This is a genomic window from Amycolatopsis sp. NPDC114504, from assembly GCF_055633595.1.
Map to the genome: position 1 here is coordinate 60,698 of NZ_JBVKDU010000003.1, position 15,919 is coordinate 76,616.

General features: G+C 71.3%; 17 protein-coding genes. 7 read left to right on the forward strand and 10 right to left on the reverse strand.

The window, feature by feature from the left end:
• The first annotated feature begins 136 nt into the window (after positions 1 to 136).
• Both ACZ7PG_RS21610 and ACZ7PG_RS21615 read left to right on the forward strand, forming a co-directional pair.
• Positions 137 to 1,093, forward strand: coding sequence for a winged helix-turn-helix transcriptional regulator (locus ACZ7PG_RS21610; protein ID WP_470240885.1), 957 nt, complete (start codon positions 137 to 139; stop codon positions 1,091 to 1,093).
• Between the two features lie 82 nt (positions 1,094 to 1,175).
• Positions 1,176 to 1,361, forward strand: a complete 186-nt coding sequence (locus ACZ7PG_RS21615; RefSeq protein WP_004559232.1) for a DUF5302 domain-containing protein — start codon at positions 1,176 to 1,178, stop codon at positions 1,359 to 1,361.
• 142 nt (positions 1,362 to 1,503) lie between these two features.
• Here the strand turns inward: ACZ7PG_RS21615 and ACZ7PG_RS21620 are convergent, their stop codons facing one another.
• A complete protein-coding gene (locus ACZ7PG_RS21620) occupies positions 1,504 to 2,442 on the reverse strand; it encodes an MBL fold metallo-hydrolase (RefSeq protein WP_470240886.1) in 939 nt (312 codons plus the stop codon).
• A gap of 84 nt (positions 2,443 to 2,526) precedes the next feature.
• Here ACZ7PG_RS21620 and ACZ7PG_RS21625 point away from each other — a divergent pair, with 84 nt between their 5' ends.
• A complete protein-coding gene (locus tag ACZ7PG_RS21625; protein WP_470240887.1) occupies positions 2,527 to 3,474 on the forward strand; it encodes a LysR family transcriptional regulator in 948 nt (315 codons plus the stop codon).
• Between the two features lie 96 nt (positions 3,475 to 3,570).
• Here the strand turns inward: ACZ7PG_RS21625 and ACZ7PG_RS21630 are convergent, their stop codons facing one another.
• The 5 genes from ACZ7PG_RS21630 to ACZ7PG_RS21650 form a co-directional block, all read right to left on the reverse strand.
• The gene (locus tag ACZ7PG_RS21630) at positions 3,571 to 4,347 is read right to left on the reverse strand and encodes a serine hydrolase (RefSeq protein ID WP_470240888.1); all 777 of its coding nucleotides are present in this window, start codon (positions 4,345 to 4,347) and stop codon (positions 3,571 to 3,573) included.
• A gap of 23 nt (positions 4,348 to 4,370) precedes the next feature.
• A complete protein-coding gene (locus ACZ7PG_RS21635; protein ID WP_470240889.1) occupies positions 4,371 to 5,444 on the reverse strand; it encodes a Glu/Leu/Phe/Val dehydrogenase dimerization domain-containing protein in 1,074 nt (357 codons plus the stop codon).
• Between the two features lie 121 nt (positions 5,445 to 5,565).
• Positions 5,566 to 6,759, reverse strand: coding sequence for a kynureninase/PvdN C-terminal domain-containing protein (locus ACZ7PG_RS21640; RefSeq protein WP_470240890.1), 1,194 nt, complete (start codon positions 6,757 to 6,759; stop codon positions 5,566 to 5,568).
• Positions 6,756 to 7,550: a tryptophan 2,3-dioxygenase gene (locus tag ACZ7PG_RS21645; RefSeq protein WP_470240891.1), complete on the reverse strand. Its 795-nt coding sequence runs from the start codon at positions 7,548 to 7,550 to the stop codon at positions 6,756 to 6,758. The genes ACZ7PG_RS21640 and ACZ7PG_RS21645 overlap by 4 nt, the downstream gene beginning before the upstream one ends.
• On the reverse strand, positions 7,547 to 8,362 hold the full coding sequence (locus ACZ7PG_RS21650) for a PaaX family transcriptional regulator (protein ID WP_470240892.1): 816 nt from the start codon (positions 8,360 to 8,362) through the stop codon (positions 7,547 to 7,549). Before ACZ7PG_RS21650 ends, ACZ7PG_RS21645 begins: the two co-directional genes overlap by 4 nt.
• A 47-nt stretch (positions 8,363 to 8,409) precedes the next feature.
• On the opposite strand from ACZ7PG_RS21650, the gene ACZ7PG_RS21655 reads away from it, so the two are divergent.
• From ACZ7PG_RS21655 to ACZ7PG_RS21670, 4 genes are read left to right on the forward strand one after another with little or no spacing between them, the layout of a single operon-like run.
• On the forward strand, positions 8,410 to 9,162 hold the full coding sequence (locus ACZ7PG_RS21655; RefSeq protein WP_470240893.1) for a creatininase family protein: 753 nt from the start codon (positions 8,410 to 8,412) through the stop codon (positions 9,160 to 9,162).
• Positions 9,155 to 10,666 carry a benzoate-CoA ligase family protein gene (locus ACZ7PG_RS21660; protein WP_470240894.1) on the forward strand — a complete coding sequence of 504 codons (1,512 nt, stop codon included), beginning with the start codon at positions 9,155 to 9,157 and terminating at the stop codon, positions 10,664 to 10,666. The genes ACZ7PG_RS21655 and ACZ7PG_RS21660 overlap by 8 nt, the downstream gene beginning before the upstream one ends.
• Positions 10,663 to 11,355 (forward strand): SDR family NAD(P)-dependent oxidoreductase, encoded by a 693-nt coding sequence (locus ACZ7PG_RS21665; RefSeq protein WP_470240895.1) that lies wholly within the window; start codon positions 10,663 to 10,665, stop codon positions 11,353 to 11,355. The genes ACZ7PG_RS21660 and ACZ7PG_RS21665 overlap by 4 nt, the downstream gene beginning before the upstream one ends.
• Complete coding sequence (locus ACZ7PG_RS21670) at positions 11,352 to 12,179, forward strand: enoyl-CoA hydratase family protein (RefSeq protein ID WP_470240896.1); 828 nt, start codon at positions 11,352 to 11,354, stop codon at positions 12,177 to 12,179. Before ACZ7PG_RS21665 ends, ACZ7PG_RS21670 begins: the two co-directional genes overlap by 4 nt.
• Here ACZ7PG_RS21670 and ACZ7PG_RS21675 read toward each other — a convergent pair.
• From ACZ7PG_RS21675 to ACZ7PG_RS21690, 4 genes are read right to left on the reverse strand one after another with little or no spacing between them, the layout of a single operon-like run.
• The gene (locus tag ACZ7PG_RS21675) at positions 12,176 to 13,090 is read right to left on the reverse strand and encodes an SMP-30/gluconolactonase/LRE family protein (RefSeq protein ID WP_470240897.1); all 915 of its coding nucleotides are present in this window, start codon (positions 13,088 to 13,090) and stop codon (positions 12,176 to 12,178) included. The two genes, ACZ7PG_RS21670 and ACZ7PG_RS21675, sit on opposite strands and share 4 nt — an antisense overlap.
• Before the next feature lie 10 nt (positions 13,091 to 13,100).
• Positions 13,101 to 13,757 (reverse strand): histidine phosphatase family protein, encoded by a 657-nt coding sequence (locus ACZ7PG_RS21680; RefSeq protein WP_470240898.1) that lies wholly within the window; start codon positions 13,755 to 13,757, stop codon positions 13,101 to 13,103.
• The gene (locus ACZ7PG_RS21685; RefSeq protein ID WP_470240899.1) at positions 13,758 to 14,813 is read right to left on the reverse strand and encodes a phosphotransferase family protein; all 1,056 of its coding nucleotides are present in this window, start codon (positions 14,811 to 14,813) and stop codon (positions 13,758 to 13,760) included.
• A complete protein-coding gene (locus tag ACZ7PG_RS21690) occupies positions 14,810 to 15,562 on the reverse strand; it encodes an SDR family oxidoreductase (RefSeq protein ID WP_470240900.1) in 753 nt (250 codons plus the stop codon). The genes ACZ7PG_RS21685 and ACZ7PG_RS21690 overlap by 4 nt, the downstream gene beginning before the upstream one ends.
• Between the last annotated feature and the right edge of the window lie 357 nt (positions 15,563 to 15,919).

The following is a 15,919-nucleotide window of genomic DNA, read 5'->3' on the forward strand; positions in this document are numbered from 1 at the left end:
GCTGCTCCCTGGTCGTCGGGCTCACCGCGCTGGCTGATGAGGATGAGACTATGATTTGTGTAGTCAGGTGTCAATAGGCTTCTTTAGGTGTAGTCAGGTGTACGCTGAGGCCGTTCGTGGAACAGGGGGATAGACGGTGACCGAGGCGACCGCACAGCGCATCCGGCCCGCGGGGGATCCGCTCCGGAGAGCACTCGAACTGGTCGGCGACCAGTGGACCTTGCTCATCCTGCAGAGCCTGTTCCTGCGCTTCAGACGCTACGAAGAGCTGCGGCTACGACTGGGCATCTCGCCGACGGCGTTGTCCGGGCGTCTACGGGACATGGTGGAGGCGGGCATGCTCACGCGCGTGCCGTACCGCGACGCGCGGCGCACGCGGCACGAATACCGGCTCACCGAGCGCGGCCTGGAGCTGTGGCCGCTGCTGATTTCGATCTGGGCCTGGGAGCGGGAGTGGGTCGAGGGCCGCCGCGAGGTGCTGCCGACGCTGATCCACCTCGACTGCGAACTGGCTACATCAGCGCCCCTCGGCTGCGGGGCCTGCGGCCGCCGGGTCGACGCGCGCGACGTCCGGGCCACCCGGCTCGACACCACCGGCGTGGCGGCCGCGACGGCGTCCAAGCGCTTCCGCCGCAAGGACGCGGAATCCCTGGCCGGCGACCCGATGATGTTCTTCCCCGACACGATGGAGCTGCTGGGCGACCGCTGGTCGACGGGGCTCCTGGTGTCCGCACTGCTCGGCTGCCGGCACTTCTCGGAGTTCGAGCGGGAGCTGGGCATCGGGCCGAGCGTGCTGTCGGCGCGGCTGAGCAAGCTGGTGGAGGTGGGTGTCCTGCGCACCGGCACCGCCGCCACGCGCACGGACGCCCGCGACTACCGGATGACGGCGAAGGGGCTGGCGTTCTTCCCGGCGCTGGCGTTCATCGCGGAGTGGTCGCGCGGCTTCGAGGTGGCGGGCCAGGAGCCGGACATCACGCTCCACCACGTCGAATGCGGCAACCGCCTGCGGCCGATGCTGCTGTGCGACCACTGTGGCCGCCCGCTGACCCGCCAGTCGGTGCAGTTCGGCGGGGTGCCGTCCCCCAAACGCTGATGACGTGACGTAATCGACTCGCCAAGCGGTTTGTCTGATGCCAGGCTGGAGCGGTCACACGTCGTCAGTTCCGGAGGTAAGCATGAGTGAACCGAATCCGTCGCCCAGCGGCGAGGAGGACGACGTCAAGCGCAAGTTCCGGGAGGCGCTGGAGCGCAAGCAGGCGCACGCCCGCTCGGGAGCGTCCCACGAGAACGGCGGCGGCAAGAACCAGCACGCCCACGGGCCCGCGGCCAACAAGAGGACCTTCCGCCGCAAGAGCGGCTGAGCCTCGCCGGGCCGGAAAACGCCCCCGCCCTTCCCTGGGGGGCGTCCCCGGTCCCAGTGTATCGGCGGGCACCGACGAAACCGCCCGGCAAGCTGCCGGGCGGTTTCGTTTTCCACAACACGGTGGGGCTGTGGACAAGCCGCTACGGCGTGAATGAACCCAGGTGGTCCAGCACCACGAACTCGCTCCCCGGCGAAGCCGCCGCCACCGCTTTGCGCAGCACCTCCAACCCGCCGTTGGGGTCGTGCGCCTGTCCCAGCGGCAGGTCGAAGTCGTCCCAGTGGGTCGCCGCTACCAAGCGTGGGTTGCCCAGCGTGCGCAGCAGCCTCGGCACGTATTGCGTCACCTTCGCGCCGCCGACCGGTACGCACACGGCGTCCGGGCGGAGAGCCGCCAGCTCGGATTCGATGTAGTTCGAGCCGCCGAAGTTCACGACGCTCGCTCCGCCGCCGGTGACCGCGTACGCCAGCGTGCCGCCCTCCACCAGGTCCTCGATCACGCGCGGGCGGTCGCGGCGGGACAGCGGGCGCGACCCCGGGAACGGCACTCGCGCGCGCTCGCCCGTTGCCGAGTGCAACGACCTCAGGATCCGGATCGAGTAGCCGTCGAACGTCAGGTCCTCGCCGCCGCTCGCGATCGACAGCTGGTCCTCCGGGGCGCCCAATGCTGCCATGAGACTCAAATGGGTCTCGGTGCCGATCACCGTCGCTCCGGTGCGTTTGGCCAGGTAGGGGACGTCCGTGAGGTGGTCGTAGTGGCCGTGCGTCACCAGGATGTGGTCCGCACGCAGCTCGCCGCGGTCGAGGTAGCCGTCGATCAGCGGCTTGTTCACCGACAGCGGCGTCTTCGGGTCCGCGCCCGCCGGGGTGTACGTGCCGGTCTTGAACCGCGTCAGCCACGGGTCGATGAGGATCGTCTTCGTGCCGGCCGAGCCCGGCACGCGGATCTCCCAGCCGTTGTTCCCCCACCACCGCAGCGTCATCCGCGAAGTGCCCGAAGCGGCGGCCGCCGCCGGAGCGCCCGCCAGGATCGCCGCCGCGGCCGCACCCGCGCCCAGTAGCCCTCGTCTGCTGAAGTCCATGACGGGCACTCGACCACGTCCCCGATGGCGCTGTCCAAGATCGAGACGTCGGCATGTCGATATGCGGACGGGTATCGTCGCAGCGTGGACCACCTCCGTTCGCTGCGGTACTTCCTGGTCGTCGCCGAGGAACTGCATTTCGGCCACGCCGCCGACCGGCTCGGCATCGCGCAGCCGCCGTTGAGCCAGCGCGTCAAGCGGCTCGAAGCCGAGCTGGGCGCGAAGCTGTTCGACCGCGGCCGGCGCGTCACGCTCACCGAAGCCGGCGAAGTGCTGCGCGCCGAGGCCCGTGACCTGCTGAGCCGCTGGGACCGCATGACGGCGCTGGTCGCGAAGGCCGAGCGCGGCGAGATGGACGCCCTGCGAGCGGGCGTGCCGCCGGAGCTGCCCGGGCGGGTGCTCGCCGCGCTCCTGACGGCCTTCGCCACGCAGTTCCCGGCGGTCCGGCTCGACCTGCAGGAGCTGACGACGGCCGAGCAGGCGCGGCTGCTGGCCGACCGCTCACTCGACGCCGGGCTCCTGCAGCTGCCGGTGGACGTCGTCGGGCTGGAGCTCGGGCCGGCCGTCGACACGCCGCTGGGCGTGGTCCTCCCCCGCGACTCGCCGCTGGCCCGGCACGCGTCGCTGTCCCTGGCCGACCTGGCGGGCGAAGGCCTGGTGCACGCCCCGCGCGCGGCGGCGCCCGGCAGTTACGACGCGCTGCTGCGCACGTGCTGGGACCACGGCTTCCGCCCGGCGTCGATCCGGCACGCGCGCAACCCGGAGTTCGTGCTCGGCCTGGTCCTGGCGGGGCACGGCGTGGCGTTCGAGCCACAGGCCCGCAAGGAACCGCGCGTGGTCTGGCGCCCCCTCGACGGCGAGGTCCTGCGCGCACGGACGGCGTTCGCGTGGCCGTCGTCGAGCCCGCACCCGCAGGCGGCGAAGCTGGCGGAGATCGCGGCGGAGGTGCTGCGCGACGACGGGATCTCGCGGCTGGTGCCGCCGGACGCGGGTGGTGCACGGCCGTGGGACGTCTTCTACGACCGCAGCTGAGGGCGCCCGCCTTCCGCTGAGCGAGGGGGTCGTGAGTGAGAAACAGGGTTAGAACACTGTTTCTCACTCACGACTCAGCCGCGGCAGACCGCGCCGCTACGAGCGCAGCTGATCCACCGCCGTGCGGGCCGCGTCGCCGATTGCTCGGTCGATGTCCGGGCGCCTCAACGTCTCCGCGCCGCCTACCGTGAACACCGCCACCGCGTACGACGCGCCGTCCGGGTATGTCACCACGCCGATCTCGTTGCGGATTCCCGGCATCGTCCCCGTCTTGGCCGCCACCGCCACCTCCGGGGGAAACCCCGCCGTCAGCCGGTGCCAGCTCACCTGCGCCGACATCCACTCCAACACCTGCGCGCCGGGCCCAGGGTCGCTCCACAGCGCCGACAGCAACGAAGTCATCTCACGCGGCGTCGTAGCCGAAGTCCGCAAAGGATCCAATGCCCGCAACGGAACTCCCGCCGCCGTGTCCTCCATGATCGTGCGCAGTAGGTCACGGGGCGCGCCGATCACCGAAGTCCGGGTCAACCCCAGCTCCGACAGCAACGACCGCACGTTCGCCACGCCCACCCGGTCGAACAGCAGGTCCGCGGCCGTGTTGTCCGACACCGAAAGCGCCAGCGAAGCCGCGTCGCGCAAGCTGTACGACGCGTCGTCCGCGAAACCCGCCGAGCCGCTGCCGCCGAGGCGGTCCGCCGCCGATGCCCGCACCCGGTCCGTCGGGTCGAGCTGGCCCGCCGCCACCTGGCGGGCGAACTCGTACGCCAGCGCGACCTTCACCACCGATGCCAGCACGACCGGCGAATCCGCGGCGAGACCGCAGGAACCCGAGGCGCCGAGACGGCGGGCGTGCAGGAAACCCCGCACGCCCACCGCTGCGAAGATATCCGGAAGACTCACACGGTCATGATGGACCGCAGCCGCCCGACCTCCGCCATCCGGCGCTCCGCGAGGCGGTCGGCCGCCGTCGCCGGGGGTACTCCGTCCGCTTCAGCCAGCGCGAACACGGCCTTCGTCGTGTCGAAGATCGCCGTCGTCTTGCGCTTCGCGCGCTCGAAGTTGAAGCCGTGGCGCTCGTCGTCCACCTGGATCACGCCGCCGGCGTTGACCAGGTAGTCCGGCGCGTACAGGACGCCGCGGTCGGCGAGCTGCTTGTCGATGCCGGCGTGCGCGAGCTGGTTGTTCGCCGCGCCGCACACGATGCGAGCGCCGAGCACCGGCACCGTCGCGTCGGTCAGGACGCCGCCCAGCGCGCACGGCGCGAAGACGTCCAGCTCGGTGCGCAGCAGGGTGTCCACATCGGACACGACCTGCACGTTCGGGTAGATCGACCGCGTACGCGAGATCGCCGGCTCGTAGACGTCGGTGATGGTCACCTGCGCGCCGGCGTCCACGAGGTGCCCGACGAGGATGTGCCCGACCTTGCCGACCCCGGCCACGCCGACGCGCTTGCCGGCCAGGTCCGGGCTGCCCCAGAGGTGCTCGGCCGACGCCCGCATGCCCTGGAACACGCCGAACGCCGTCAGCACGGAAGAGTCGCCGGCGCCGCCGTCCTCGGGCGAACGGCCGGTGACGAAGTCGGATTCGCGGGCCACGACGTCCATGTCCTGCACGAACGTGCCCACGTCGCACGCCGTGATGTAGCGGCCGCCGAGGGACTGCACGAAGCGTCCGAACGCCCGCAGCAGCGCTTCGGACTTGAGCGTCTTCGGGTCGCCGATGATGACGGCCTTGCCGCCGCCGAGGTCGAGCCCGGCCAGCGCGTTCTTGTACGCCATGCCCTTGGACAGCGCGAGCACGTCGTCGAGCGCGTCCGTTTCGGTGGCGTAGGGGTGGAAGCGCGTCCCGCCCAAGGCGGGCCCGAGCGCGGTGGAGTAGATGCCGATGATGGCTTTGAGGCCACTGGCCTGGTCGTGGCAGTACACGACCTGTTCGTGCCCGGACGACCGGGCGAACACTCCTTCGGTCACGGTGGTGACTCCTTTGTCTCCCGCGCCCGGTTCGTGGCCGGGACGCGCTTCAACAGTGACGGGGAGGCAGGGCGGAGGTCGTCCGCCCGAGTGCTTCCCGGCACCAACCTAGATCACGGACTCAGCCGCGCACCACCGCACCAAGGGTGTTCATCGCCGTCTCCAGCTGGGTGTCGGAGAGGTACGGCGCCGGGCCGAAGCGCAGGTACGGCCCGCGGCTGTCGGTGCGGACGCCCTGGGCGGCCAGCGCCGCCTGCAGGCCGGCCGCGTCGGCGCAGCGCAGCGAGAGGAACCCGCCGAGCCGCGCCAGCTCCACCGAACGGTCCCGCGTGACGACGTCCTCGGGCAAACCGAGCGAGTCGAACACCGACGCGAGCAGCCCCACCTGGTGCTGCGACACCTCGCGCAGGAACTCCGGCGTGAGGCCCTGCTCGGCGAAGAACCGCTGGACCCGGGCGCCGCGGTAGTGGCTGGCCGGGTCGTAGGTGGCGCCGGCGAACCGGTCACCGCCGGTGGCGTAGGCGACCTTGCCCGGGTCGCGCTCGTCGGCGAGCGCCCCGAACTCGGCGTACCAGCCGGTGATCACCGGGCGCAGCTCCTGGGCGTGCGCGGGCAGCCGCAGGAAGCAGTTCCCCTCGCCGAGCTGCAGGTACTTGTAGCCGCCGCCGAGCACCCAGGCGTTGGTGAGCCCGAGGTCGTGCAGCGGGAACGGCACGACGCCGAGCGCGTGGTAGGCGTCGACGACGAGCTCGATCGACCGGTCGCGGCACGAGTCGGCCAGGTGCGCGAGCCCCGGGACCAGCCGCGACGTCTCGAACAGCACGGCCGAGACGAGCACCGCCGCCGTGTTGTCGTCGACCTCGGCGGCGACACGCTCGGCGAGCGTCGTCACCGGGTCCAGGGGCACCCGCACGACCTCGACGCCCTCCTCCTCGAGGCGGGCGAGCTGGCGGCGCAGGGTGTGGAACTCGCCGTCGGTGGTGACCAGGCGCGGTCTTCGCGGCAGCTCCATCGCCGACAGGAACCGCAGCACCAGGTCGTGCGTGCTCGCGCCGAGGGCGTACTCGCCGTGCGGGTCGCCGAGCAGCAGGCGGAACCCCGCGCGCAGCTCGTCGGCCTTCGCGAACGCGCGCCCCCACTTCTCGTCGACGTCGCGGGCGGCGTCCGAGAAGGACTCCCGCAGGCCCTCCTCCGCGACGTCGGGCCACGCCTGGTGCGAGTGCCCGGACAGCAGCAGGCGCTCGGCGACGCCGAAGCGGGAGTAGTGCGGGGCGAGCGCGTTGTGGTCACCGCGCAGGTCGTCCAAAGTGGTCACAGTCGGCTCCGTACGGCCCAGAGATCCGGGAACATCGGCTGGAAGAGCGTGGTACGCAGGTAGGTCGCGCCGGACGATCCCCCCGTCCCGGTCTTGTCGCCGATGGTGCGTTCGACCATCTTCACGTGCCGGTAGCGCCACTCCTGCATCCCTTCGTCGAGATCCACCAGACATTCCGCGACGACCGACGGTCCGCCGTCGTCGCTGTACACGTCCAGCAATATCGCCTGCAGGGCGGAAGAGGGCTCCACCGGTCGAGTGACGTCTCGGTCACACTCGACCGCGTAGCCAGAAACCTTGAGGTACGCGAGAAAAGAGTCGAACAAGGACGGTCGCGCCATCGCCTCGGCGATGCCTTTCCGCTGCTCGCCGCCTTCGGGGTAGTGCGCGAACACGCGCTCGTCACGCCGTCCGAGCATGGCTTCCAGCTCGCGGAACTGGGCCGACTGGAAGCCACTCGAAGCGTCCAAACGGGCGCGAAAGCTCGTGAACTGGCTGGGCGTCATGGTTTCCAGGACGTCGATCTGCGCGACGGCGACCTTGAGGATCGTCAGGATCCGGCGCAGGACCCGGATCGAGATCGCGGTGTTCCCCTTTTCGAGGTTGCTCTGGAGGAACTCCGCCTCGTGCAGGATCTGCTTGAACCACAGCTCGTACACCTGGTGGATCACGATGAACAGCAGCTCGTCGTGCTCGTCCGAACGCGGGCGCTGGGCTGCCAGCACCTCGTCCAGCGCCAGGTAGGAGGTGTAGCTCAGGGCTTCCTGCGTCTTGGCGTCGATATCGGTCATCCTTGCGTCACCTCGTCGAAATGGCGCTGAGCGGCCGGAGCCAGCGCGGTGTACAGATCGTGGAACAACTCGACCGCCGCCGCCCGGCGGTCCGGTGCGGGGACCAGGTCGGCGGGCAGTTCGGGGTCGAGCGACGGGAACGCCCGGAACGTGTGCACCAGCCGGGTCCGCACCTCGAACGCTTCGGCGTCCGAAATCTTCTTCCCGGGGTACGCGCCGAACTGTCCGACGAAAGTCGCGTAACGCGCCGCGAGGTCGTCGAGGTCCCAGGCTCGGCCGGCGAAGCGGCGGACGTCGAGCGCGGCCGACGGGCGGCCGAGCAGCAGCCCGGCGTGCTCGGTGACGTCCAGCTCGCCGAGCAGGGCGACGACCTCGGCCTCGCGGTCGTGCGGGGCGATCCAGGTGCCGTCCTGGTAGGGGCCGAACCCGAGGAACCGCAGCCGCCGCACCAGGCGTTCGCGGGCCTGGCGGTGGGTCTCCGGGATGCTCTGCCAGAGCACGGTCCACTCGCCGGCGGCGCGCTCGCGGCGGCCGAGGGAGAAGATCCGGTGGTCGCCGTCGGCGAGCAGTGCGACGGTGCGGCGGGTCAGCGAGTAGTGCACGGTGCGGCCCTCGCGATGACGCTGGAGCAGCCCGCGGCGCACCACGCGGGTGAGCGCGATCCGGGCCGCGCCGTCGGAGAACCCCAGCTCGGCGAGCGCCGCGACCAGGCCGCCCGACCACACCCGGCGCGTCTCGCGCGGGTGGACGTAGCTGCCCAGCAACGTCACGACCAGCTCCTGAGGGCTGGCGTCGAAGGCGTCTCCGGGCATGGCGCAACTCTATACACCTCAGGCCGCTGCGGTGTAGCTTGATTTGCGTGACGTACTTCGCGGACCTCAGCTCGCGGCAGGTCGCGGCCCTCGCCGACGGCTCGCGGGTGCCGGTGCTGCTGCTCCCGCTCGGCGCGGTCGAGCCGCACGGGCCGCACGCGCCGCTGGGCACGGACCCGCTGATCTCGCGCGGCATGTGCGAGCGCGCGGCTTCTCGCCTGGCCGCCGACGACGACGTCCACGTGCTGGTGCTGCCCGAGGTGCCCTACGGCGTGACGCGGTTCGCGGCCGGGTTCGCCGGCGGCGTCCACATCGGCGAGGAGACGCTGCACTCGCTGCTCGTGGACATCGGGTCGGCCCTGATCGGCCAGCGGTTCAAGCGGATCCTGCTGGTCAACAACCACTTCGAGCCCGCACACCTGGTCACGCTCCGGCGGGCGGTGGAGACGTTGAACTTCGCCTACGACGGCCGTGTCGCGCTGCTCGACCTGGTCCGGCGCCGGCACGCGCAGCGGCTGACCGACGAGTTCCGCTCCGGCGAGTGCCACGCGGGCCGCTACGAGACGTCGCTCGTGCTCGCCGACCGGCCTGAGCTGGTCGACCAGCCGCTGATGCGGACGTTGCCGCACGTGCCCGTGAGCTTGGCTTCCGCGCCCGAGGACGGCGGTTTCCTCGCGATGGGGATGACCGAGGCGTACTGCGGCGCGCCGGCCGAGGCGACCGCGTCCGAAGGCGAAGAGACGTTCTCGACCCTGACCGACCTGCTGGTGGAAGCGATCCGGGAGCTGGCCCGTGAGTGAGCCGTTCAACCTCGCCACGCACTTCCTCGACCGGCACGTGGCTTCGGGCCGCGGCGACCGCACCGCCCTGTTCGTCGGGGACCGCGCGGTGAGCTACGCCGAGCTGGCGCGGCTGACCAACCGCGTCGGGAACGTGCTGCTCGACGCCGGTGTCCGAAGAGGACAGCGCGTGCTGCTGGCGCTCAGCGACGGCGACGAGTTCGTCGCGACCTGGTACGGCGCCCAGAAGATCGGCGCGGTCACCGCCGAGGTCTACCCGTTCCTGCAGCCCAAGGACTACGCGTACTACCTCGGCTACACCGAAGCGGTCGCGGTGGTCGCCGACGCCGTCACGGTGCCCGCCCTGCGGGAAGCGGGCGCCACCGGGCTTCTGGTCACCGGAGTACCCGAAGACGAGCTGCGGCCGGGCGAACGTCCGTTCCGGTCCCTGGTGGACGCCGCACCGGACACTTTGGACGCGGCTCCGACCACTGTGGACGACGTCGGGATCTGGAAGTTCACCACCGGCAGCACCGGCGCGCCCAAGGCGTGCGTGCATCCGTTGCGCAGTGCGAAAGAGAGCTTCGAACGGTACGCCGTCCAGGTGCTCGGGCTGCGCGAAGACGACCGCGTGCTGGCCGTGCCCAAGCTGTTCTTCGGCTACGCGCGCGACCTCGTGGCGTTGTTCCCGTTCGGCGTCGGCGCGGCCGGGATCGCGTTCCCCGAGCGCAGCACGGCTGACCTGGTGTTCGAGCTGATCGCGCGATATCGGCCGACGGTCCTGGTGAACGTGCCGACGATGATGAGCGCGATGGTCGCGCACCCGGCCGCGGCGGCGCAGGACCTGAGCTGCCTGCGGATGACGACGTCCGCGGGCGAGGCGCTGCCCCCGGAGCTGCACCGGAAGTGGGACGCGGCCTTCGGGGTGCCGGTGGTGGACGGGATCGGTTCGTCCGAGGCGTACCACATCTACCTGTCGAACCGCCCGGGGCACGCGCGGGCCGGCACCCTCGGCACGCCCGTCCCCGGCTACACCGCCCAGGTCGTCGACGAACTCGGGAACCCGTTGCCCGACGGGGAAATCGGCCCGCTGCGGATCACCGGGCCGACGATCGCGCTGGAGTACTTCGGCGACGCCGAGAAGTCGGCCGGGACGTTCGACGGCGACACGCTGACGTCCGGCGACCTCTTCAGCCGGTCCGACGGCTTCTTCCGCCACCACGGGCGCGCGGACGCGCTGCTCAAGGTCGGCGGGGTGTTCGTCGCGCCCGGCGAGATCGAGGACTGCCTGCTCGGGCACCCCGCGGTCGTCGACTGCGCGGTGGTCGGGCACGAAGTCGACGGCCTGGTCTTGCCGCGCGCGTACGTCGTGGTGCGAGCGCCGGTGCCGGCCGATGAGCTGAAGGACCACGCGAAAGCCCACCTGGCCAAGCACAAGTACCCCCGCGAAGTGGTGTTCATGACGGAACTTCCCCGTACCGCCAACGGAAAGCTCGACCGGCGCGCGCTGGCGGGCCGGCCGTGAGCCGCCTGGTCGTGGTCACCGGCGGCACCCGCGGGATCGGGGCCGCGATCGCGGCGCGGTTCTCCGCGGCGGGCGACAAGGTCCTCGCGCCCGGCCGCGCCGAATGCGACGTCACCGACGAAGACGCCGTCGCGGCCTACTTCGCGTCCGCCGGGCCGGTGGACGTGCTCGTGAACAACGCGGGAATCTCCGCCAGCGCACCGCTGGCGAAGACTTCGCTCGACGACTGGCGGTCGCAGATCGAGGTCAACGCGACCGGCGCGTTCCTGTGCACCCGCGCGGTGCTGCCGGGGATGCGCTCGCGGGACAGCGGCCGGATCGTCACGGTCGCGTCGACGGCGTCGCACGTCGGCTACCGCTACACGGCCGGGTACACGGCGTCGAAGCACGCGGCGGCCGGGCTGATGCGGGCGGTCGCGGCGGAGCTGGCCGGCACCGGCGTCACGGCGAACGCGGTCTGCCCGGCGTTCGTCCGCACCGACATGACGGCGACCTCGGTGGCGCGGATCCGGGAACGCACGGGACGCGCTTCGGCGGAAGCGGAAGCGGCGCTGGCATCGGCGTCCCCGCTCGGCAGGCTGCTCGAACCTTCGGAGGTGGCGTTCGCCGTCTCCTTCCTGGCGGCGCCCGAAGCCGCCGCGATCAACGGCCAGACCCTCGTACTCGACGGCGGAGGAATCCAGTCATGAGCCCGTTCCGCGCGACCGCACCGCTGACGAAGGAGTGGGAACACTTCGAGTTCACCCTTGCCGACGGCGTCGCGACCGTGACGTTCACCCGCCCGGAGAAGCTGAACGCGCTGACGTTCGACGTCTACGCCGACCTGCGGGACCTCGTCATCGAGCTGCCGCAGCACGAGGACGTGCGGGTGCTGGTGATCACCGGGCAGGGCCGCGGGTTCTGCTCCGGCGGCGACGTCGAGGAGATCATCGGCGAGCTGCAGAAGTTCGAGACGGCGGAGCTGCTGGAGTTCACCCGCATGACGGGCGCGGTGGTGAAGGCGCTGCGCGAGTGCCCGCTGCCGGTGATCGCGGCGGTCAACGGCGTGGCGGCGGGCGCGGGTTCGGTGATCGCGCTGGCCAGCGACTTCCGGCTGCTGGCGGAGTCGGCGAAGTTCGCGTTCCTGTTCACGAAGGTGGGCTTGGCTGGGGCCGACATGGGGTCGGCGTACCTCTTGCCGCGGCTGGTGGGCCTGGGTCGCGCGACGGAGCTGCTGATCCTGGGCGACAAGCTGCCGGCCGCCCGGGCGCTGGAGATCGGGCTGGCTTCGCAGGTGGTCCCCGACTCGGACTTGCCTTCGGTCGCTGCCGCCTTGGCCCGTCGTCTGGCGGACGGCCCGGCCCTGGCGTACGCGACGACGAAGGTGCTGCTGACCCGCGAGCTGGACATGGACCTGGGCAGCGCGATCGAGCTGGAGGCGATGACCCAGGCCCTGCTGATGACGGCGAAGGACCACAAGGAGTTCTACGCGGCGTGGACCGCGGGCCGCGAACCCCGCTGGACCGGCCGCTAGACCCGGACCACCGCGATCTTCGACTCCTCCAGTGAGCCGAAGTACAGCTGACCCTGCCATTCCCGCACGCCCACCAGCATGTGGAACCCGTCGATCTCGCCGCGCAGTTCCTTCACCACCTTGCCGTCCGGCGCGACGCCCAGGACGCCCACCTCGCGGCCCGGCTTGGGCTGCAACCACGTCGGGAGGGCGCGGACGCCCGCTCGGAGCGGGGCCGGCAGGCGGCGGACCACGTCCAGCGCCGCCACCTTCGGGGAGGCCTGCGTGATCCAGATCAGGCCGTCCGTGCCCGTCGAGATGTTGTCCGGGAAGCCCGGCAGGTCGTCGACGAAGACGTCGGTGCGGCCGTCGTCCAGCCACACCCGCGTCACGCGGCACGCGCCCGTCTCCGCGACCGCTACGAACGACTCGTCGGGGGCCAGCGCCACGCCATTGGCGAACTGGAGTCCGTCGAGGACCAGGTCGATCGCGCCGTCCGGGGTGCGGCGCAGCAAGCGGCCGCCGGCGGTCTGCTCGATGAGGTCGTCGCGCCAGTTGTCGATGCCGAAGCGGCGCGAGGAGTCCGTGAAGTAGATCGTGCCGTCCGACGCCACCGCCGCGTTGTTGCAGAACACGAAGTCGAGCCCCAGCGCCGAGGTCGCCAAGGTCTTCACGGCGCCGCCGGCCAGCGGGACCACGAGCAACCCCGCCCGCGCGTCGCAGATCAGCAGCTCGTCGTCGCCGTACAGCTCCAGGCCCAGCGGGCGGCCGCCCGTGTCGGCGATGGTCACGGTGCCGCTGCCGTCCGGGGTGTACCGCAGGATGCGGCCGTCGTCGACGCCGGTGTAGATCCGGCCCTGGGCGTCGAGGACGACGTCCTCCGGGCCGTGGCCGCCGATGGGGATGAGCGTGACGTGACGACCGGACAGCATCGACCATCTCCTACCGGTAGGTCAGCAGCGCAGCCGCGTCGGCCTCGAAGTGCGGATGCTCGTTGAAGGACAACAGGGTAACGCCACCGCGGCCGGACACCAGCTTCGTGATCCCGCCGTTGACCGTGACGCGGTTGAGCTTGAGCAGCCCGGCTTCGGGAGTGCCCATGAGCAGGCCGCAGATCGTGGCGATCACGCCGCCGGAGGTGAACACGACCGCGTGCTCGCCCTTGCCCAGCGACGCCACCAGATCCGTGAGCGCGCCGCGGCAGCGCTCGAGGAACGCGGGCCACGTCTCCGCGCACGGCCCGTCGGAGCCGGCCGACGTCCACGCCGTCAGCGCCGCGTCGAGCAGCCCCTGGTACGCGCGGGAGTCCTCCTGCGGCGCACCGCCGGCGTGGTGCAGCGCGATGTCGACGTGGTCGTACTCGTTCCAGCGGGGATCCTCGACGACCGGGACGTCCGTGCCGACGACCTTCAACGCCGTCGCCGCGGTGTCCCGCTGCCGCGCGAGCGTTCCCGAGCGCGCCTGGCTGAAGGAGACATTGCGCCGCAACAGTTCCGCACCGACCACAGTGGACTGTTCGAAGCCGCGCGGCGACAGCGCGTCGTAGTCCTCGGCCCCGAACGACGCCTGCCCGTGCCGGACCAGGTAGATCGCGCCCACTCAGACCCTCCCCTTCGCGATGATCTCCCGGCAGCGCCAGTCGAGGTAGCCGACGAACTGCCAGAAGTCCTTGAACGCCGGGTTGCGGGTGGCGCCGTCGTGGTAGCGCCGGTACAGCTGCTGCAGCACCGCGGCGAGCCGGAACAGGCCGTAGACCTCGTAGAACCGCCAGTCGCCGATCGTCAGCCCGGTCTTCTCGGCGTGCCGCGCGACGAACTCCTCGCGTGTGAACGTCCCCGGCAGGTGCGTCGGCTGGCGGCGGCTCGCCTTCATGACGTCGTCGTCATCGGCCTGGACCCAGTAGGCGAGCATGCTGCCCAGCTCCATCAGCGGGTCGCCGAGCGTGGCCATCTCCCAGTCGAGGACGCCGGCGATGTTCAGCGTGTCCGGGCCGTCGAGGACCAGGTTGTCGAGGCGGTAGTCGTTGTGGATCAGGCAGATCTTGACCTCGCCGGGCTGGTTCGCGGCCAGCCACGAGCGGACCTCGGCGAAGTCGCCGACGTTGTCCGTGCGCGCCGCGACGTACCGGTCCGACCAGCCGCGGATCTGCCGTTCGACGTACCCCGCGCCCTTGCCGAGGTCGGCCAGCCCGGCCTTCTCGACGTCGACCGCGTGCAGGTCGACCAGCCGGTCGACGACCTTGCCGGACAGCGCCCGCGCCTGGTCCGGCGTCAGTGTCATGCCGTCGGGGAGGTCGCCGCGCAGGATCAGGCCGTCCAGCTTCTCCATGACGTAGAAGTCGCCGCCGAGCAGGGCCGGGTCGTCCCCGAACGCGAGCATCCGCGGCACGTACGGGAACACCGGCCGCAGGGCGTGCTGCACGCGGTACTCGCGCCGCATGTCGTGCGCCGACGCCGCCTTGGGCCCGGCCGGCGGGCGGCGCAGGATCAGCTCGCGATCGGGGTAGGTCAGCAGGTACGTCAGGTTCGACGCGCCGCCGGGGAACTGCCGGACGGACGGCGGCTCGTCGCCGAGGCCCTCGACCCGCTCGGCCAGCCAGGCGTGCACCGCGGCCGCGTCGAAGGCGTCTTCCTCGCGCACCTCGACGGTGGTCATGCGAACTTCCGCAGGATCGAGGCCGGCACCACGCGCATCGCGAGGCTCAGCGGCACCCACGGCCACGCCGGGACGTACGCCCGCGCCCGTTCGGCCTCGACCGCCTTGACCAGGGCCCGCGCGCCGCTCTCGGCCTTGGCCAGCAACGGGTTCCGGCCGATCCGGTCGTTCATCTCCGACTCGATGTAGCCCGGCCGGATGTCGGTGACGGTGATGCCCTTGCGCTTGAGCTCCAGGCGGGTGCCGTCGACGAACGCCGAGATCCCGGCCTTCGAGGCGGCGTACGCGGTGAGGTTGCCCGGCAGGCCGCGGATCGCGCTGAACGACGAGACGACGGCCAGGTGCCCGGCGCCCTGCGCGCGGAAGATCCCGGCGGCGGCCTCGATCTGGGCGGCGGCCGCGACGAAGTTGACCTCGAGGGTCTGCCGGTTGGCGTCGAAGCGGCCCTTCCCGACCGGCTGGCCCTTCCCGAGCCCGGCGTTCACGATCACCCGGTCGAGGGACCCCAGCTCGGCGCGGAACTCCTCGAAGACCGTGAAGACGCTGTCGTGGTCGGTGACGTCGAGCTTGCGCGTGACGACCTTGATCCCCGGGTGCGCCGCGGTCAGCTCGGCCGCCAGCTTTTCGAGCCGGTCGGTGCGTCGCGCGCAGAGTGCGAGATCGCGCCCTTTCGCCGCGAACTGGCGGGCCATGCCTTCGCCCAACCCGCTGCTCGCGCCGGTGATCAGGATGTTCTTGCGGACGACCATGCGGGGGATGCTACCCGGAAGTAATAAGACCGGTGGCCCGGCGCTGGGGGCGTCGCCGGGCCACCGGTCATCGCGCGGCCATCCCGGCCGGTCGCACAACGCGGCCGGGCGAGCCGGAGCCGTTGTCCACGGCTGTCACCGCGCCGGATGGGCCGTGAGGGGGAGGCGGAGCCACCGGTGCGGGCAAGTCATACAAGCGCGTCCGCCCAGGCCGGGGCAATGGTTCACAGTTGCCAGTACTAGCCCGTTCGCCCGAGCGGGCCCCCGGGTCCCGGCCGGCGGCGACCCCCGGCGAAGGGGACGGCCCCGGCAAATCAGTCGCGGACCGTGTCCGCCCACGTCCGTTCGGGTTGGTAA

Bases quoted from the DNA above. Each gene is read 5' to 3' on its own strand.
- ACZ7PG_RS21675 (WP_470240897.1), bottom strand. From the start codon at position 13,090: ATGCTGTCCGGTCGTCACGTCACGCTCATCCCCATCGGCGGCCACGGC.
- ACZ7PG_RS21650 (WP_470240892.1), bottom strand. From the start codon at position 8,362: ATGCCCGGAGACGCCTTCGACGCCAGCCCTCAGGAGCTGGTCGTGACG.
- ACZ7PG_RS21615 (WP_004559232.1), top strand. From the start codon at position 1,176: ATGAGTGAACCGAATCCGTCGCCCAGCGGCGAGGAGGACGACGTCAAG.
- ACZ7PG_RS21690 (WP_470240900.1), bottom strand. From the start codon at position 15,562: ATGGTCGTCCGCAAGAACATCCTGATCACCGGCGCGAGCAGCGGGTTG.
- ACZ7PG_RS21620 (WP_470240886.1), bottom strand. From the start codon at position 2,442: ATGGACTTCAGCAGACGAGGGCTACTGGGCGCGGGTGCGGCCGCGGCG.
- ACZ7PG_RS21645 (WP_470240891.1), bottom strand. From the start codon at position 7,550: ATGACCGATATCGACGCCAAGACGCAGGAAGCCCTGAGCTACACCTCC.
- ACZ7PG_RS21685 (WP_470240899.1), bottom strand. From the start codon at position 14,813: ATGACCACCGTCGAGGTGCGCGAGGAAGACGCCTTCGACGCGGCCGCG.
- ACZ7PG_RS21670 (WP_470240896.1), top strand. From the start codon at position 11,352: ATGAGCCCGTTCCGCGCGACCGCACCGCTGACGAAGGAGTGGGAACAC.